The organism is Arthrobacter sp. NPDC058130 (assembly GCF_042884475.1).
Lineage (GTDB): Bacteria > Actinomycetota > Actinomycetes > Actinomycetales > Micrococcaceae > Arthrobacter.
This window is the reverse complement of record NZ_JBHVTV010000002.1, coordinates 302,788-318,527: the sequence shown is the minus strand read 5'-3', so window position 1 is coordinate 318,527 and position 15,740 is coordinate 302,788. Positions and strand designations below refer to the sequence as shown.

14 protein-coding genes are annotated in these 15,740 nt (G+C 66.9%); 6 read left to right on the top strand and 8 right to left on the bottom strand.

The window, feature by feature from the left end:
* Positions 1-85: 85 nt before the first annotated feature.
* Positions 86-1,048, bottom strand: a complete 963-nt coding sequence (locus tag ACFVTM_RS05565; RefSeq protein ID WP_390202385.1) for a heme o synthase — start codon at positions 1,046-1,048, stop codon at positions 86-88.
* Positions 1,049-1,560: 512 nt separating this feature from the next.
* On the opposite strand from ACFVTM_RS05565, the gene tkt reads away from it, so the two are divergent.
* The 6 genes from tkt (at position 1,561) to pgl (ending at position 9,821) form a co-directional block, all read left to right on the top strand.
* Complete coding sequence (gene tkt, locus ACFVTM_RS05560) at positions 1,561-3,678, top strand: transketolase (protein WP_390202809.1); 2,118 nt, start codon at positions 1,561-1,563, stop codon at positions 3,676-3,678.
* A gap of 62 nt (positions 3,679-3,740) precedes the next feature.
* Complete coding sequence (gene tal, locus ACFVTM_RS05555; protein ID WP_390202384.1) at positions 3,741-4,856, top strand: transaldolase; 1,116 nt, start codon at positions 3,741-3,743, stop codon at positions 4,854-4,856.
* Positions 4,857-4,862: 6 nt separating this feature from the next.
* Positions 4,863-6,497, top strand: coding sequence for a glucose-6-phosphate isomerase (locus tag ACFVTM_RS05550; RefSeq protein ID WP_390202383.1), 1,635 nt, complete (start codon positions 4,863-4,865; stop codon positions 6,495-6,497).
* Positions 6,498-6,512: 15 nt separating this feature from the next.
* Complete coding sequence (gene zwf, locus ACFVTM_RS05545) at positions 6,513-8,075, top strand: glucose-6-phosphate dehydrogenase (protein ID WP_390202382.1); 1,563 nt, start codon at positions 6,513-6,515, stop codon at positions 8,073-8,075.
* Positions 8,072-9,013 (top strand): glucose-6-phosphate dehydrogenase assembly protein OpcA, encoded by a 942-nt coding sequence (locus ACFVTM_RS05540; protein ID WP_277523710.1) that lies wholly within the window; start codon positions 8,072-8,074, stop codon positions 9,011-9,013. Before zwf ends, ACFVTM_RS05540 begins: the two co-directional genes overlap by 4 nt.
* Positions 9,003-9,821, top strand: a complete 819-nt coding sequence (gene pgl / locus ACFVTM_RS05535; RefSeq protein WP_390202381.1) for a 6-phosphogluconolactonase — start codon at positions 9,003-9,005, stop codon at positions 9,819-9,821. The genes ACFVTM_RS05540 and pgl overlap by 11 nt, the downstream gene beginning before the upstream one ends.
* On the opposite strand, the gene ACFVTM_RS05530 is transcribed toward pgl, so the two are convergent.
* The 7 genes from ACFVTM_RS05530 to whiA form a co-directional block, all read right to left on the bottom strand.
* Positions 9,774-10,169: an RNA polymerase-binding protein RbpA gene (locus ACFVTM_RS05530; RefSeq protein WP_390202380.1), complete on the bottom strand. Its 396-nt coding sequence runs from the start codon at positions 10,167-10,169 to the stop codon at positions 9,774-9,776. The two genes, pgl and ACFVTM_RS05530, sit on opposite strands and share 48 nt — an antisense overlap.
* A gap of 114 nt (positions 10,170-10,283) precedes the next feature.
* A complete protein-coding gene (gene secG, locus ACFVTM_RS05525; RefSeq protein WP_090956085.1) occupies positions 10,284-10,541 on the bottom strand; it encodes a preprotein translocase subunit SecG in 258 nt (85 codons plus the stop codon).
* A gap of 48 nt (positions 10,542-10,589) precedes the next feature.
* Positions 10,590-11,405, bottom strand: coding sequence for a triose-phosphate isomerase (tpiA, locus tag ACFVTM_RS05520; protein WP_390202379.1), 816 nt, complete (start codon positions 11,403-11,405; stop codon positions 10,590-10,592).
* An 80-nt stretch (positions 11,406-11,485) separates the two neighbouring features.
* A complete protein-coding gene (locus tag ACFVTM_RS05515) occupies positions 11,486-12,712 on the bottom strand; it encodes a phosphoglycerate kinase (RefSeq protein ID WP_390202378.1) in 1,227 nt (408 codons plus the stop codon).
* 10 nt (positions 12,713-12,722) lie between these two features.
* A complete protein-coding gene (gene gap / locus ACFVTM_RS05510) occupies positions 12,723-13,733 on the bottom strand; it encodes a type I glyceraldehyde-3-phosphate dehydrogenase (protein WP_390202377.1) in 1,011 nt (336 codons plus the stop codon).
* 271 nt (positions 13,734-14,004) lie between these two features.
* Entirely contained in the window at positions 14,005-14,628 is a 624-nt protein-coding gene (locus tag ACFVTM_RS05505) for a superoxide dismutase (protein WP_028276840.1), read from the bottom strand.
* Positions 14,629-14,755: 127 nt separating this feature from the next.
* Positions 14,756-15,736 (bottom strand): DNA-binding protein WhiA, encoded by a 981-nt coding sequence (gene whiA / locus ACFVTM_RS05500; protein ID WP_390202376.1) that lies wholly within the window; start codon positions 15,734-15,736, stop codon positions 14,756-14,758.
* Between the last annotated feature and the right edge of the window lie 4 nt (positions 15,737-15,740).

The following is a 15,740-nucleotide window of genomic DNA, read 5'->3' as shown; positions in this document are numbered from 1 at the left end:
TCAATGTGTCAGGATATCCCCCGGCAATACGGCGAACGCTCCCTTACCAGTGGTGAGGGAGCGTCCGTCAAAACGTGGGGAAGCCTCAGCCGCCCATGATGGCGGAGCCGACGAACGGGTCCACCGCAAGGGCAATGAAGAGCAGCGTCAGGTAGCTGATGGAGCCGTGGAAGACCTTCATGGCGCCCTTGTTGGAGAGGTCGCCGGCCTGGGCCCGGTTGTACAGGGCGTGTGACTCGTACAGGAACCAGGCCCCGGCGCCGGCGGCGGTCACCGTGTAGACCCAGCCCGCGCCGCCGGCCGGGATCATCAGCAGCGAACACGCCACCATGGCCCAGGCGTAGAGGACCACCTGCACCGAGACCACCTTTGCCCCGGCGATTGCGCCCAGCATCGGCACGTTGGCTTTGCGGTAGTCCTCGCCGTAGCGCATTGACAGCGGCCAGTAGTGCGGGGGCGTCCAGAGGAATATCACCATGAACAGCACGACGGCGGGCCACTCAACGGTGTCGGTGACAGCGGCCCAGGCGATCAGGACCGGGAAGCATCCGGCGGCACCGCCCCAGACAATGTTCTGGGCTGTGCGCCGCTTGAGGATCATGGTGTAGATGACCACGTAGAAGACGATGGCGCCGAGCCCCAGCCACGCGGCGAGCGGATTGGCCCCGAACCAGAGGATGGCAATCGCCGCCGCGCCCAGCAGCCAAGAGAAGACCAGCGCTTCGCGGGGCGTAACCTCACCGGTGACCAGGGGCCGGTTCTCCGTGCGGTGCATGAGCTTGTCGATGTCTCGGTCGATGTAACAGTTGAACGCGCCCGCGGAGCCTGCCGCGAATGCCCCGCCCACGAGCGTGGCCAGGATCAGGCCGATCGACGGGAACCCGCGTTCGGCGTAGATCATGGTTGGCAGCGTGCTGACGAGCAGGAGCTCAATGACACGGGGTTTCGTGAGCGCCAGGTAGGCCTTGGCTTTGCGGCCGAAGCCCATCCTTCCCGAGGCCGGGGAGGCGTTCAGCGGCGTATTAGTTGTGCTCACGGTGGCAGTCACTCTGTTCTGTCTGGCTGTGCAGTTCTGTCTGGCTGTGCTGTTCTGGCTGGGCAGACCCGGGTGGATTTCGCAACGCGCTTGGCTGCAGATCGGGCCCGGCGTTCAGCGCGCGCCCGTGTCTTTGCCCCAGTCGAAGGCCACCACCCATCATACCGTGGAGCTCCGGGCGCCACGGCCGCCCAAAACACCCGATGATTCCGGCGTGTTAACGCCTGCTCACGGCTGCGGCCGCGGGAGGTGATTCATATAAGCGAAATCAGGTCCAATTGGTGAGATATACGCTGACCACCAAGTGGAATGGGACTAGGCTGTCCTTAGATCAGCGCACACGGGCACGCGTACAGGCAATTGCCGGAACAGGCGGCTCTGCATCTGCGTCTGAATGATAGATCAACGTTTCGATGGTGAACGGCTGGTACGAACCGCAGCGGGCACCGAACTGTGCCCGGGGCGGAAAACAGAGCGTACCGCCGGCCGTCAGCACAGAGAGGGGCCCGGTTTTCGTGCCACATTTGGAAGAGCAAGAACTGTCATGGACTGACTTGGACCAGCGTGCGGTAGACACGGTCCGGGTGCTGGCCGCGGATGCGGTGGAAAAGGTCGGCAACGGCCACCCGGGAACGGCGATGAGCCTGGCTCCGGCCGCGTATTTGCTGTTCCAGAAGCTGATGCGCCATGACCCGGCGAACCCGGACTGGCTGGGCCGGGACCGGTTCATCCTGTCACCGGGACACACGTCCCTGACCCTGTACATCCAGCTGTTCCTGTCCGGTTACGGGCTGGAGCTGAAGGACCTCGAGGCGCTGCGGACCTGGGGCTCGCTGACCCCGGGCCACCCGGAATACAAGCACACCAAGGGTGTGGAAATCACCACCGGCCCGCTGGGCCAGGGCCTGGCTTCCGCCGTCGGCTTCGCGTATTCCCAGCGCCGCCAGCGCGGCCTGTTCGACGCCGACGCCCCCGCCGGCACGAGCCCGTTCGACCACACCATCTGGGTCATCGCCTCCGACGGCGACCTGCAGGAAGGCGTGACTTCCGAGGCGTCCTCGCTTGCCGGGCACCAGGAGCTGGGCAACCTCGTGGTGATCTACGACGAGAACCACATCTCGATCGAGGACGACACCGATGTAGCGTTCACCGAAGACGTCCTGGCCCGCTACGAGGCCTACGGCTGGCACACCCAGCGTGTCGACTGGACCCGGACCGGCGAATACAAGGAAGACGTGCAGGAACTGCACGCCGCGCTGCTCGCCGCGAAGGCCGAAACGGGCAAGCCGTCCATCATTTCGCTGCGGACCATCATCGGCTACCCGGCGCCCAAGAAGCAGAACACCGGCAAGATCCACGGCTCCGCCCTGGGCTCTGAGGAAGTCGCGGCCCTGAAGAAGGTCCTGGGCTTCGATCCGGAACGCGCGTTCCAGGTGGACGAGGACGTCCTGGCCCACGCCCGGGCCGTGCAGGAGCGCGGCGCTGCCGCCCGCACCGAATGGCAGGCCTCGTTCGAGGCATGGCAGGCAGCCAACCCGGAGGCCGCGGCGCTGCTGGAGCGCGTCGAGGCGAAGAAGCTCCCGGGCGAGTTCGAGGACGCCCTCCCGGTCTTCGAGGCCGGCAAGGATGTCTCCACCCGGGCCGCGTCCGGCAAGGTCCTGAACGCGATCGGCCCGGTCATGCCCGAACTCTGGGGCGGCTCCGCGGACCTCGCCGAGTCGAACAACACCACGATCGAGGGTTCGCCGTCGTTCATCCCGGCCTCCCGCTCCACCGGGGCCTGGAAGGGCAACCCCTACGGCCGGGTCCTGCACTTCGGCATCCGTGAGCACGCCGCGGCGTCGATCGTGAACGGCATCTCCCTGCACGGGCGGACCCGGGCGTTCTCCGGCACGTTCCTGATCTTCTCCGACTACCAGCGCCCGGCGATCCGGCTCGGCGCCCTGATGGGCGTGCCCTCCCTGTATGTCTGGACGCACGACTCGATCGGCCTGGGCGAGGACGGCCCCACCCACCAGCCCGTCGAGCAGCTCGCGTCCCTGCGCGCCATCCCGGGCCTGGACGTTGTCCGCCCCGGCGACGCGAACGAGGTCGCCGCAGCCTGGAAGGCCATGCTGGAAAACCACGAAAACCCCGCCGGGATTGTCCTGACCCGTCAGAACATCCCCACCTGGGACCGCGGCACGTCCGAGGCCACCGGTGACACGTTCGGCTCCACCGCCGGCGTCGCAAAGGGCGGCTACGTCCTCGCCGAAGCTTCGAAGGACGGAAAAACCGTCGAGGCGCAGGTCATCCTGATCGGCACCGGCTCCGAGGTCCAGCTCGCCGTCAGCGCCCGCGAGGCCCTGCAGGCAGAGGGCATCCCCACCCGGGTCGTCTCCATGCCCTGCGTGGAGTGGTTCAACAAGCAGGACGCCGCCTACCGCGAGGCCGTGCTCCCCGCAGCCGTGAAGGCCCGCGTCTCGGTCGAAGCCGGTCTGGCCCTGGGCTGGAAGGAATTCGTCGGCGACGCCGGCCGTTCCATCTCCCTCGAGCACTTCGGCGCGTCCGCCGACTACAAGCGACTCTTCAAGGAGTTCGGCATCACGGCAGAAGCAGTCGCCGCCGCGGCGAAGGATTCCCTCGCCGGTCTCACCAACTGATCCACCACCACGGTTCCGGGGGACCCTGTCCCCCGGAACCCATGATTTCCAGGAGTTATGACATGACTACCCCCACCCAGCAGCTCTCTGACGCCGGCGTCTCGATCTGGCTTGATGACCTCTCCCGGGGCCGCCTGCAGACCGGCACCCTGCGCAAGCTCATCGAAGAGAAGAACGTGGTTGGCGTAACCACCAACCCGTCCATCTTCCACGCCGCGATCACCACCGGCCACGACTACGATGCCATCATCGCAGCCCAGGCCGCTGCCGGCGCCACCGTCGAAGAGACCGTCTTCGAAATCACCACCACCGACGTCGCCGACGCCTGCGACCTGTTCGCCCCCGTCGCCGCAGCAACCAAGGGTGTTGACGGCCGCGTCTCCATCGAGGTGGACCCCCGTCTGGCCTGGGACACCGCCGGCACCATCGCCGAGGCGAAGCACCTGTACAAGAAGGTCAACAAGGACAACGTCCTGATCAAGATCCCGGCAACCCTAGAAGGCCTCGAGGCCATCACGGCCACCCTGGCCGAGGGCATCAGCGTCAACGTGACCCTGATCTTCTCACTGGAACGCTACCGGGCCGTCATCAACGCCTTCCAGTCCGGTCTCGAGCAGGCCAAGGACAACGGCCACGACCTCTCTAAGATCCACTCGGTCGCGTCCTTCTTCGTCTCCCGAGTCGACGCCGAAATCGACAAGCGCCTCAACGCCATCGGCACCGAGGAAGCCAATGCGCTCAAGGGCAAGGCCGGCCTGGCCAACGCCCGCCTGGCCTACCAGGTCTACGAAGAGCTCTTCTCCACCGAGCGCTGGGCCCTCCTGGCCGAGGCCGGCGCCCTGCCGCAGCGCCCGCTGTGGGCCTCCACCGGCGTGAAGGACCCGGCCTACCCGGACACCCTCTACGTCACCGAGCTCGTCGCCCCCGGCGTGGTCAACACCATGCCGGAGAAGACCCTCGACGCCACGTTCGACCACGGCACCGTCACGGGCGACACCGTCACCCGCGGCTACGACGACGCCAACGCGACGCTGAACTCCCTCGACGCTCTCGGGATTTCCTACAACGATGTCGTGGCACTGCTCGAATCCGAAGGCCTGGACAAGTTCGTGGCCAGCTGGAAGGAACTGCTGGGTGACGTCGAAGGCGCCCTGGCCTCTGCACGGAAGGCTTCCTAACCCACCATGAGCACACTCAGCTACGACGCCACCGGCGCAGCCCGCCAGGCACACGAGCAGCACCTCCCGGCACTGTTGGAAGACCGCATTGCCACCCGGATCTTCGCGAAGGACCACACCCTGTGGGGTCCGGACGCAGAGCAGGAATCCGCTGTCCGGCTGGGCTGGGTCGAGGCGGCCACCGTCTCCCAGCCGCTGGTCGGGGACATCCTGGAACTCCGCGACTCGCTGAAGGCCGACGGCGTGACGCGCATCGTCCTCTGCGGCATGGGCGGGTCCTCGCTGGCGCCTGAAGTCATTGCGGGCACCGCTGGCGTCGAGCTGACTGTGCTGGACAGCACCGACCCCGAACAGGTCAGTGCCGCCTTGGCGGACCGGCTTGCCGAAACGGCCATTGTCGTTTCGTCGAAGTCCGGCTCCACCGTGGAGACCGACTCCCAGCGCCGGATCTTCGAGCAGGCATTCACGGATGCCGGCATCGACGCGAAGAGCCGCATCATCATCGTCACCGACCCGGGCTCGCCGCTGGACAAGGCCTCCAGGGAGGCCGGCTACCGTGCGGTCTTCAACGCCGATCCCAACGTCGGCGGCCGCTTTTCGGCCCTGACCGCCTTCGGACTGGTCCCCTGCGGCCTGGCCGGAGTGGACATCCAGGGTTTCCTCGATGAAGCGGAAGAGGCAGCCGAGATCCTGAATGAGGACTCGGAAGACAACATCGGGCTCGCCCTCGGCACGGCCCTGGGCGGCACCAACCCGCTGCGCAACAAGATCGTCATCGCCGAGGACGGATCCGGGATCGTGGGCTTCGCCGACTGGGCCGAGCAGCTCATCGCGGAATCCACCGGCAAGCTGGGCACCGGCGTGCTGCCCGTCGTCGCCGGCCCGGCCTCCCCGGAGGCGACACTTGGCGCTCCCGACGTCCTCGTCGTCCGGCTCGTCGCGGCTGACGCCGACGTGCAGCTCGGCGAGAACGAGGTCGCCATTGCCGGCGGCCTCGCCACCCAGATGATGGTGTGGGAGTTCGCCACCGCCGTCGCCGGCCGCCTGCTGGGCATCAACCCGTACGACCAGCCCGACGTCGAGGCAGCCAAAATTGCCGCACGCGGCCTGCTGGACGCACAGCCCGAGCCTACCCCGGCGAACTTCACCGACGGCGCGATCGAGGTCCGTGGCGGTGAGTGGCTCGGAGACGCGGCCACCGCGGCAGAAGCCGTCAACGCCCTGCTCGCCGAACTCGGCCCGGAGGGCTACCTCAGCGTCCAGGCTTATTTCGACCGGCTCGCCTACGCCAGCCTCGAAGGTGTCCGTGACGAACTGGCTGCTGTCACCGGACGCCCGGTCACGTTCGGCTGGGGTCCCCGGTTCCTGCACTCCACCGGCCAGTTCCACAAGGGCGGCCCCGCAATCGGCGTCTTCCTGCAGGTCACGGCCGCCTCCGCGACGGACCTCGCCATCCCGGACCGGCCCTTTACGTTCGGCAAGCTGATCTCGGCGCAGGCTGCAGGCGACGCCCAGGTCCTGTCCGAACACGGCCGCCCGGTCCTCCGGCTGCACCTGACCGACCGCCCTGCGGGTGTGAAGCAGCTCCAGGAGCTCGTCACGTCCCTTGCCGGCCAGGCAGCATCCACCACTGAAAGCTAAGGCACCTACGCAACCATGCCAGAAACCAACAACGGCGGCAGGAACACGGCCGGCCGGAGGCGCAATCCGCTCCGGGATCCCCGTGACCGCCGTCTAAACCGTATTGCCGGGCCGTCGTCGCTGGTCCTGTTTGGGGTAACCGGTGACCTCGCCCGCAAGAAGCTCATGCCGGCCGTGTACGACCTCGCCAACCGCGGGCTGTTGCCGCCGAGCTTTGCCTTGGTTGGCTTTGCCCGCCGGCAGTGGGAGAACGAGGACTTCGCCGCGGAGGTCCTGAAATCGGTCAAGGCCTACGCGCGCACGCCGTTCGATGAGACGGTCTGGAAGCAGCTCTCCGAGGGCATCCGCTTCGTGCAGGGCGAGTTCGACGACGACGACGCGTTCAAGCGGCTCGGCGAGACGATCGATGAGCTCGACGAGCACCGCGGGACGCGGGGCAACCACGCGTTCTACCTCTCGATTCCGCCGAAGGCGTTCGAGCAGGTCTGCCGCCAGCTCTCCAAGCACGGCCTGGCCCAGGCATCGGGCGACAACTGGCGCCGCGTCGTTATTGAAAAGCCGTTCGGGCACGACCTCGAATCGGCCCGGCAGCTGAACGACATCGTCGAGTCGGTGTTCCCGCCGGACGCGGTCTTCCGGATCGACCACTATCTGGGCAAGGAGACGGTGCAGAACATCCTGGCGCTTCGCTTCGCGAACCAGCTCTTCGAGCCGCTCTGGAACGCCAACTATGTGGACCACGTCCAGATCACCATGGCCGAGGACATCGGCACCGGCGGCCGGGCAGGCTACTACGACGGCGTGGGCGCGGCCCGCGACGTCATCCAGAACCACCTGCTCCAGCTCCTGGCGCTGACGGCCATGGAGGAGCCGATCTCCTTCAACGCCGACGACCTGCGGGCCGAGAAGGAAAAGGTCCTCGCCGCCGTCCGGCTCCCCGATGACCTCTCCACCCACTCCGCCCGCGGGCAGTTCACCGGCGGCTGGCAGGGCGGCGAGAAAGTCCTCGGGTACCTGGAGGAAGAAGGCATCCCGGCCAATTCCAAGACCGAGACGTTCGCCGCGATCCGGGTGGACATCAACACCCGGCGCTGGTCGGGAGCGCCGTTCTACCTGCGCGCGGGAAAGCGGCTCGGCCGCCGGGTGACGGAGATCGCCGTCGTGTTCAAGCGCGCGCCGAACCTGCTCTTCCGCGACCACAGCGAGGACGACTTCGGCCAGAACGCCGTGGTGATCCGGGTCCAGCCCGATGAAGGCGCCACGATCCGGTTCGGGTCCAAGGTCCCGGGCACCCAGATGGAGGTCCGCGACGTCACCATGGACTTCGGCTACGGCCACTCCTTCACAGAGTCCAGCCCCGAAGCCTACGAACGCCTGATCCTGGACGTGCTCCTGGGAGAGCCGCCGTTGTTCCCCCGGCACCAGGAAGTCGAGCTGTCCTGGAAGATCCTGGATCCCTTCGAGGACTACTGGGCATCCCTGGACGAACAGCCGGAGCCTTACCGGCCCGGCAGCTGGGGTCCCGCCTCAGCCCACGAGCTCCTTGCCCGCGACGGACGAACCTGGAGAAGGCCATGATCGTAGATCTTCCCGACACCACCACCTCCAAGATTTCCAAGAAGATCATGGCCCTGCGCGAGCAGGGCGGCGTGATCGCCCTGGGCCGGGTGCTGACCCTTGTGGTGGTCACCCGCTCCGGGCTCGAGGAGGAGGCCATCGAGGCCGCCAACGAGGCCAGCCGGGAACACCCGTGCCGGATCATCGTCCTCGCCGACGCCGGGGCCTCGGCTCCGACCCGGCTGGACGCCCAGATCCGGGTCGGCGGCGACGCCGGGGCCTCCGAGGTCATCCTGCTGCGCGGCTACGGCGAACTCGCCGAGGAAAGCGAGTCCCTCGTAGCTGCGCTGCTGCTCCCGGACGCGCCCATCGTGGCGTGGTGGCCGCACGGCGCCCCCCGGAACGCATGCCAGACCTCGATCGGCGGCATCGCGCACCGCCGGATCACCGACTCGGCCAACGAAACGGACCCGGTCGCGGCGCTGGAGAACATCCGCCGCACGTACAAGGCCGGCGACACCGACCTCGCCTGGACCCGGCTGACCAACTGGCGCATCCAGCTGGCCGCGGTACTGGACCAGGTGGACGACTCGCCGGTGACGGCCGTCGCCGTCGAGGGCGCCTCGGACTCCCCCAGCACCGTGCTGCTCGCGGCCTGGCTGACCCTGGCACTGGACGTCCCCGTCACGATCGTGGCGGACCCGGCCGGCACCGGGATCCGGCGTGTCCGGCTGACCCGGCCCGGTGGCGACATCCAGCTCTTCCGGCCGGGACTGACCATCGCGGAGCTGACCCAGCCCGGCCAGCCCGCGCAGCGGATCTCCCTGCCCCGTCGCAGCCTCAAAGACTGCCTGGCAGAAGAGCTCCGCCGCCTGGATCCGGACGAAGTCTTCGGCGAAGTGATTACTATGGGACTGCCACGTACCAATCTAAGGAGTGTCCGTCCCAGTGAGCGCTGATCCGAGAGTAAGCATCCATCCTGACTCGACCGTCCTGATGGCTGCGATCGCAGCCCGCCTGATCACCAAGCTCGTGGATATCCAGGACCGGCACGGCGAGGCCACGGTGGTGCTTACCGGAGGCACCATGGGCATCGGTTCGCTCAAGGCCGTGGCCGAATCACCGGCCGCGCGGGCTGTCGATTGGTCCAAGGTGAACTTCTGGTGGGGTGACGAGCGCTTTGTGGCGGCGGACGACGCCGAGCGCAACGCCCGCCAGGCGCATGAGGCTCTCCTCTCCCACATCAGTGTTGATCCGGCGCGCGTGCACGTGCCCGGTTCCACGGATGACTTCGAGGGCCCGGATGAGGCTGCTGCGGACTATGCGCGCCGCCTCGCCGAGGCTGCTGCCGCCGAGCACGCCGCGGACATGTCCGACGACAGGCCGGAACACCCGGCGCAGCTCCCGCGCCTGGACATCGTGCTCCTCGGCGTCGGGCCGGACGCGCATGTGGCGTCGCTCTTCCCGGAGCAGGCCGGTATCCGAGAGAAGGAACTGACTGTCGTGGGGGTGCAGAACTCCCCCAAGCCGCCGCCGGCCCGGGTCTCGCTGACGTTGCCTGCGATCAACACCGCATCCGAGGTGTGGATGGTGGTGGCCGGTGACGACAAAGCCGGGGCCGTGGGATTGGCCCTGGCCGGCGCCAATCCCGTGCAGGTTCCCGCGGCAGGGCCCCGCGGCCGCCGGGAAACCCTGTGGCTGATTGACGAGAACGCGGCCTCACGGGTCCCGGAACAGCTCGTCCGGAAGGGACCGTCGGGAGCGTAACCGTTCCAGCGCTCCAGCCAGCACGTCTTCGGCGTCCTGGCTGGAGCGCCGTTCTTTAACGTATTCCAGGTGCGTCTTGAAGCCCTCCATCGGCGCTTCCTCGAGGCCAAACTTTGCTTCGTCGCGGGTTGCGGTCCCGCCGCACCGCCGGCAGTCCCAGACTCCCGGGATCTGTTCCTCCGGCAGTTGCGCGAACACGAGCGTGGTTTCATGGCCCTTGGCGCACCGGAACGAGACACGAATACGGGGCTGGCGTGCGCCAGCCCCGTTCAGTGGCTCATGGCGGGGAGTTGCCCCTTCGGTGGCGCCCACACGGATTCCCTTGAATCCGGAAGCAGAATGCAGCATCGGGAACTCCTGGCTACTTGGCTGGCGGACGTATGCAAGACGCCAGTCTAGGTTGGGAGTTCCCGATGCCGGGAGGGCCTTAAGGACCCTTTATGAAGTTTTCGGGTGCGCGCACTAGGAGTCGGCGCCCGTGCTGAACCGCATGAGCAGGCCTAGGGCGATGATCACGACACCCCAGGTGATCCCCAGGATGATCGTGAACCGGTTGAGGTTCCGCTCGGCCACGCCGGAGGAGCTCAGGCCCGAGCTCATGCCGCCGCCGAACATGTCGGACAGGCCGCCTCCGCGTCCCTTATGGAGCAGGATGAGCAACGTCAGCAGGAGGCTGGTGATGCCCAGGAGGACCTGCAGAATGACATGAAGAACGTCCACGACGGCCTTTCAGAAGAATTGGATTACGGGGGCCAGGCTGTGTCCGGACTAATCCGTCAACAGGTGACTCTCGAACCTGACAATATTAGCAAACTCGGCAGCGTCCAGGCTGGCACCGCCGACCAGCAATCCGTCCACGTCGCGCTCCTTCAGGATCGAGGCCGCGTTGTTCGCCTTGACCGAGCCGCCGTAAAGGAGGCGGGTCTTGGCAGCGACGTCGGCTCCGAAGAGGGTGGACAGTTCGGCGCGGATGGCTGCGCACATTTCCTGTGCGTCGTCCGGACCTGCCACCTCGCCGGTGCCGATGGCCCAGACGGGCTCGTAGGCCACGACGAGCTCGGCAGCCTGCTCCGGGGTGAGGCCTTCGACGCCGGCGCGCAGCTGCACGAGCGTGTGGGCCACGTGGGTGCCGGCCTGTCGGATCTCGAGGCCTTCGCCGACGCAGAGGACGGGGGTGATGCCATGCCGGAAGGCGGCCTTGGTCTTGGCGTTCACCAACTCATCGGACTCGTTGTGGATGGTGCGGCGTTCGCTGTGGCCCACCAGCACGTACGTGCAGCCGAGCTTGGCGAGGAACTGCCCGGAGATGTCGCCCGTGTAGGCGCCCGAGTCGGCCGGGGAGAGATCCTGGCCACCGTAGACAATCTTGAGTTCATCGCCCTGGACTAAGGTCTGAACGCCGCGGAGATCGGTGAACGGCGGGAAAACAGCAACCTCCACCCGGCTGTAGTCGTGCTTGGCGTCGGACAGGGTCCACGCCAGCTTCTGCAGGAGGGTGATGGCCTGGACGTGGTCCATGTTCATCTTCCAGTTGCCGGCGATGAAGGGCCTGCGGTCGAATTTGCCGTTGGTTGACGTAGTCACGTGGTCTCCAAAAAAGGTCTTAGCAGTGGAACAGCCGGCAGGGCCCCGTCCGGGAACAGGGGCCCTGCCGGCTGGAGGGTTTAGCGGTCGAGGACGCTCAGGCCGGGGAGTTCCTTGCCTTCAAGGTACTCCAGGCTGGCGCCGCCGCCGGTGGAAATGTGGCCGAACTGGTCATCGGCGAAGCCGAGTGTCCGGACCGCCGCAGCGGAGTCGCCGCCGCCCACCACCGTGAACGCGTCAGTCTCGGTCAGCGCCTGGGCGATGGCCCGGGTACCGCCGGCGAAGGCCGCGAATTCGAACACGCCCATGGGCCCGTTCCAGAACACCGTCTTGGCGCCCTTGATGTGTTCCGCGAAGGCCGCGGCCGAATCCGGACCGATGTCCAGTCCGATGCCCTTGGCCCCGAAGCTGCTGGATTCGATGGCGTCGGCAGCGACGGTCTCGTGCTCGGCGTCGGCGGCGAACTTGCTGGCCACCACAACATCGGTGGGCACCACGAACGCGGTCCCGGCGTCCGCCGCCCGCTTCAGGTAGTCCTGGACAACCGGGATCTGGTCCTCTTCGAGCAGGCTGCCCGCGACCTTGTGGCCCGCGGCGGCGAGGAAGGTGAACAGCATGCCGCCGCCCACCAGGATCGTGTCCGCCTTGCCGATGAGGTTGTCGATGACGGCGAGCTTGTCGGAGACCTTGGAGCCGCCGAGGACCACGACGTAGGGCCGCTGGGTATCGGTGGTGAGCTTACGCAGCACCTCGACCTCCGTGCGGACGAGGTCGCCCTGGTAGGACGGCAGCCGGGTGGCGACGTCGTACACGCTGGCGTGCTTGCGGTGCACGGCACCGAAGGCATCATCGACGAACGCGCCGTTGCCGCCGGTGAGGGCGACGAGCTCGTCCGCGAAGGCGCCGCGTTCGGCGTCGTCCTTGGAGGTCTCCCGCGCGTCGAAGCGGACGTTCTCCAGGATCAGCGCTTCGCCGTCCTGAAGCGCGGAGGCCAGCTCCCTGGCCGATTCGCCGACAATGTCGCCGGCAAGGGAGACCTTGAACCCGGCAAGCTCGGCCAGCCGCGAGGCTGCGGGCTTGAGCGAGTACTTCTCCTCCGGGGCGCCCTTGGGGCGGCCCAGGTGTGCTGCGACCAGCACGCGGGCACCGGCGTCCGTGAGCTTCGCCAGCACTGGAAGGGAGGCCTTGATGCGGCCATCGTCAGTCACTGTAGAGCCGTCGAGCGGCACGTTCAGGTCACTTCTGACCAGAACGTACCGCCCGCGGACACCATCAGCGATCAGTTCGTTGAGGGTGTGGAATGTCATGAGTCTTACCCTAACCCAGCTTGGACGCGACAAGCTCCGTGAGGTCCACGAGGCGGTTCGAGTAGCCCCATTCGTTGTCATACCAGGACACGACCTTGACCTGGTCGCCGATCACCTTGGTGAGGCCGGAGTCGAAGATGGACGACGCCGGGTCGCCAACGATGTCCGAGGAGACGATCGGCTCGTCGGTGTAGGTCAGCAGGCCCTTGAGTTCCTCGGTCTCGGATGCTGCCTTGAGGGCGGCATTGACTTCGGCCACCGTGGTCTCGCGGGAGACCGTGACCGTCAGGTCCGTGGCGGAGCCGGTGGGGACGGGCACGCGGATGGCGTAGCCGTCGAGCTTACCCTTGAGCTCCGGCAGGACCAGGCCGATTGCCTTGGCGGCACCGGTGGAGGTGGGCACCATGTTGATGGCGGCGGCGCGAGCGCGGCGGAGGTCCTTGTGCGGGCCGTCCTGCAGGTTCTGGTCGGCCGTGTAGGCGTGGATCGTGGTCATCAGGCCACGCTCGATGCCGAAGGCGTCGTTGATGACCTTGGCCAGCGGGCCGAGGCAGTTGGTGGTGCAGGAGGCGTTGGAGATGATGTGGTGCGTGGCGCTGTCATACAGGCCGTCGTTTACGCCCATCACGATCGTGATGTCCTCATCGGACGCGGGCGCGGAGATCAGGACCTTCTTGGCACCGGCCTCGATGTGCTTCTGCGCGTCGGCGGCCTTCGTGAAGAAGCCGGTGGACTCAATGACGATGTCGACGCCGAGCTCGCCCCAGGGCAGCTTCGCGGGGTCGCGCTCGGCGAGAACCTTGATGATGTTGCCGTCGACGACGATGTTGCCGTCCTTGACCTCGATGGTTTCGGCCAGGCGGCCGCCCACGGAGTCGTACTTGAAGAGGTGAGCGAGGGCTTCCGGGCTGGTGAGGTCGTTGACCGCAACGATCTCAAGGTCTGCGCCCTGTGCGAGGGCTGCGCGGAAGTAGTTGCGGCCGATACGGCCAAAGCCGTTGATGCCAATACGGGTCGTCACGTTTTCAGTCTCCTTGGTGCTCTTGCGAGCACGACTAGTTGAGAAGGCGTTCAAGCCAACTAACAGATCCCGCACGCCATTGGGCAGAGATAATTACCGGAGGACGACCAGCCACATTGCTGAAGGCTAACCGCCTTCCGTGATCCATCTTACGTTTAACCGGGACTGCCCCCGCAAGTGCGGGGGCAGTCCGTCCACAATTCGGGCCGGACGGCCCGTAATGTGAGGTTTGTTACAAACGGAAGTCGTTCCCGTCATGTCCAGCTGTTGACTACAGAGTGATCAGGCCCGTCGCGTTCTTGCGGGCGGCGTCGAAGCGCTTGGCGACGTCGGCCCAGTTCACGATGTTCCAGAAGGCTTTGACGTAGTCGGCCTTGACGTTGACGTAGTCCAGGTAGAAGGCGTGCTCCCACATGTCCAGCATCAGCAGCGGGGTGGTGCCGAGTGCGACGTTGCCCTGCTGATCGTAGAGCTGCTCGATGACCAGGTTGCCGCCGATCGGCTCGTAGGCCAGGAAGCCCCAGCCGGACCCCTGCAGGCCCAGCGCCGCGGCGCTGAACTGGGCACGGAACGCGTCGAACGAGCCGAAGGCGTCGTCGATGGCCGCGGCGAGCTCGCCCTCGGGCTTGTCGCCACCGTCCGGGGAAAGGTTCTTCCAGAAGACGGAGTGGTTGATGTGGCCGCCGGTGTGGAACGCGAGGTCCTTGGAGAGGCGGTTGATGTTGGCGAAGTCGCCCTTCTCGCGCGCCTCGGCCAGCTGGGCGAGGGCGTTGTTGGCGCCGGCCACATAGGCTGCGTGGTGCTTGCTGTGGTGCAGCTCCATGATCTTCGCAGAGATGTGCGGTTCCAGCGCTGCGTAGTCATAGTCGAGCTCGGGCAGTACGTACTCGGTCACAAAATCCTCCAATGTCGTGGACGGGATGTCCGGTTTGGTAAATCTCGGATTGTGCATCCGGATGCGGGGCATCCGGAAGATTGCGGGGGACCTGACGGCGGGTCCTGCTGTTGATTCTAGGGGCGGCCTAGTCGTCGAGCATTTCCGGCGTCACATTGGCCTCCGTGCCCGGGATGCCCAGGTCCTGGGCCCGCTTGTCCGCCATGGCCAGGAGGCGGCGGATCCGGCCGGCGATCGCGTCTTTGGTCATGATGGGGTCGGCGAGGCGGCCCAGCTCGTCCAGGCTGGCCTGCTTGTGCGCGACCCGCAGCTCGCCGGCGTACTTCAGGTGGTCCGGGACGTCGTCGCCCAGGATTTCCAGGGCGCGGTCCACCCGGGCGCCGGCAGCGACTGCGGCCTGGGCGGAGCGGCGCAGGTTGGCGTCGTCGAAGTTCGCGAGCCGGTTGGCCGTGGCACGGACTTCCTTGCGCATGCGGCGTTCCTCCCAGACCATGAGCGCGTCGTGGGCGCCCATCCGGGTCAGCAGCGCGGCGATGGTGTCGCCGTCGCGGATCACCACGCGGTCCACTCCCCTGACCTCGCGGGCCTTGGCCTGGATGCCGAGGCGGCGGGCGGCGCCGACGAGGGCCAGGGCCGACTCGGGGCCGGGGCAGGTGACTTCCATGGCCGAGGAGCGGCCGGGCTCGGTGAGCGAGCCGTGCACCAGGAAGGCGCCGCGCCAGACGGCCTCGGCATCGGCGGCGGAGCCGTTCACCACGACTGACGGGAGGCCGCGCACGGGGCGGCCGCGGGCGTCCAGTAGTCCGGTCTGGCGGGCAAGGGCCTCACCGTCGCGCACCACGCGGACCACATAGCGGCTGCCGCGACGCAGGCCACCGCCGGAGACGACGATGATCTCGCTCTGGTGGCCGTAGACCTCGGCGATTGCGGCACGCAGCCGGCGGGCGGTCGAGGCGAGGTCGACTTCGGCCTCGATCACAATCCGGCCGGAGATGATGTGCAGCCCCCCGGCGAAGCGCAGCATGGCCGATACCTCGGCCTTGCGGACTGATGACTTCTTGATATCCAGACGGGAAAGTTCTTCCTTGACTGATGCTGTCAGTGCCATGGCA

Coding starts and splice junctions, on each gene's coding strand:
- whiA (WP_390202376.1), bottom strand. CDS start 15,736: ATGGCACTGACAGCATCAGTCAAGGAAGAACTTTCCCGTCTGGATATC.
- ACFVTM_RS05550 (WP_390202383.1), top strand. CDS start 4,863: ATGAGCACACTCAGCTACGACGCCACCGGCGCAGCCCGCCAGGCACAC.
- ACFVTM_RS05515 (WP_390202378.1), bottom strand. CDS start 12,712: ATGACATTCCACACCCTCAACGAACTGATCGCTGATGGTGTCCGCGGG.
- ACFVTM_RS05530 (WP_390202380.1), bottom strand. CDS start 10,169: ATGCTGCATTCTGCTTCCGGATTCAAGGGAATCCGTGTGGGCGCCACC.
- tal (WP_390202384.1), top strand. CDS start 3,741: ATGACTACCCCCACCCAGCAGCTCTCTGACGCCGGCGTCTCGATCTGG.
- ACFVTM_RS05540 (WP_277523710.1), top strand. CDS start 8,072: ATGATCGTAGATCTTCCCGACACCACCACCTCCAAGATTTCCAAGAAG.
- zwf (WP_390202382.1), top strand. CDS start 6,513: ATGCCAGAAACCAACAACGGCGGCAGGAACACGGCCGGCCGGAGGCGC.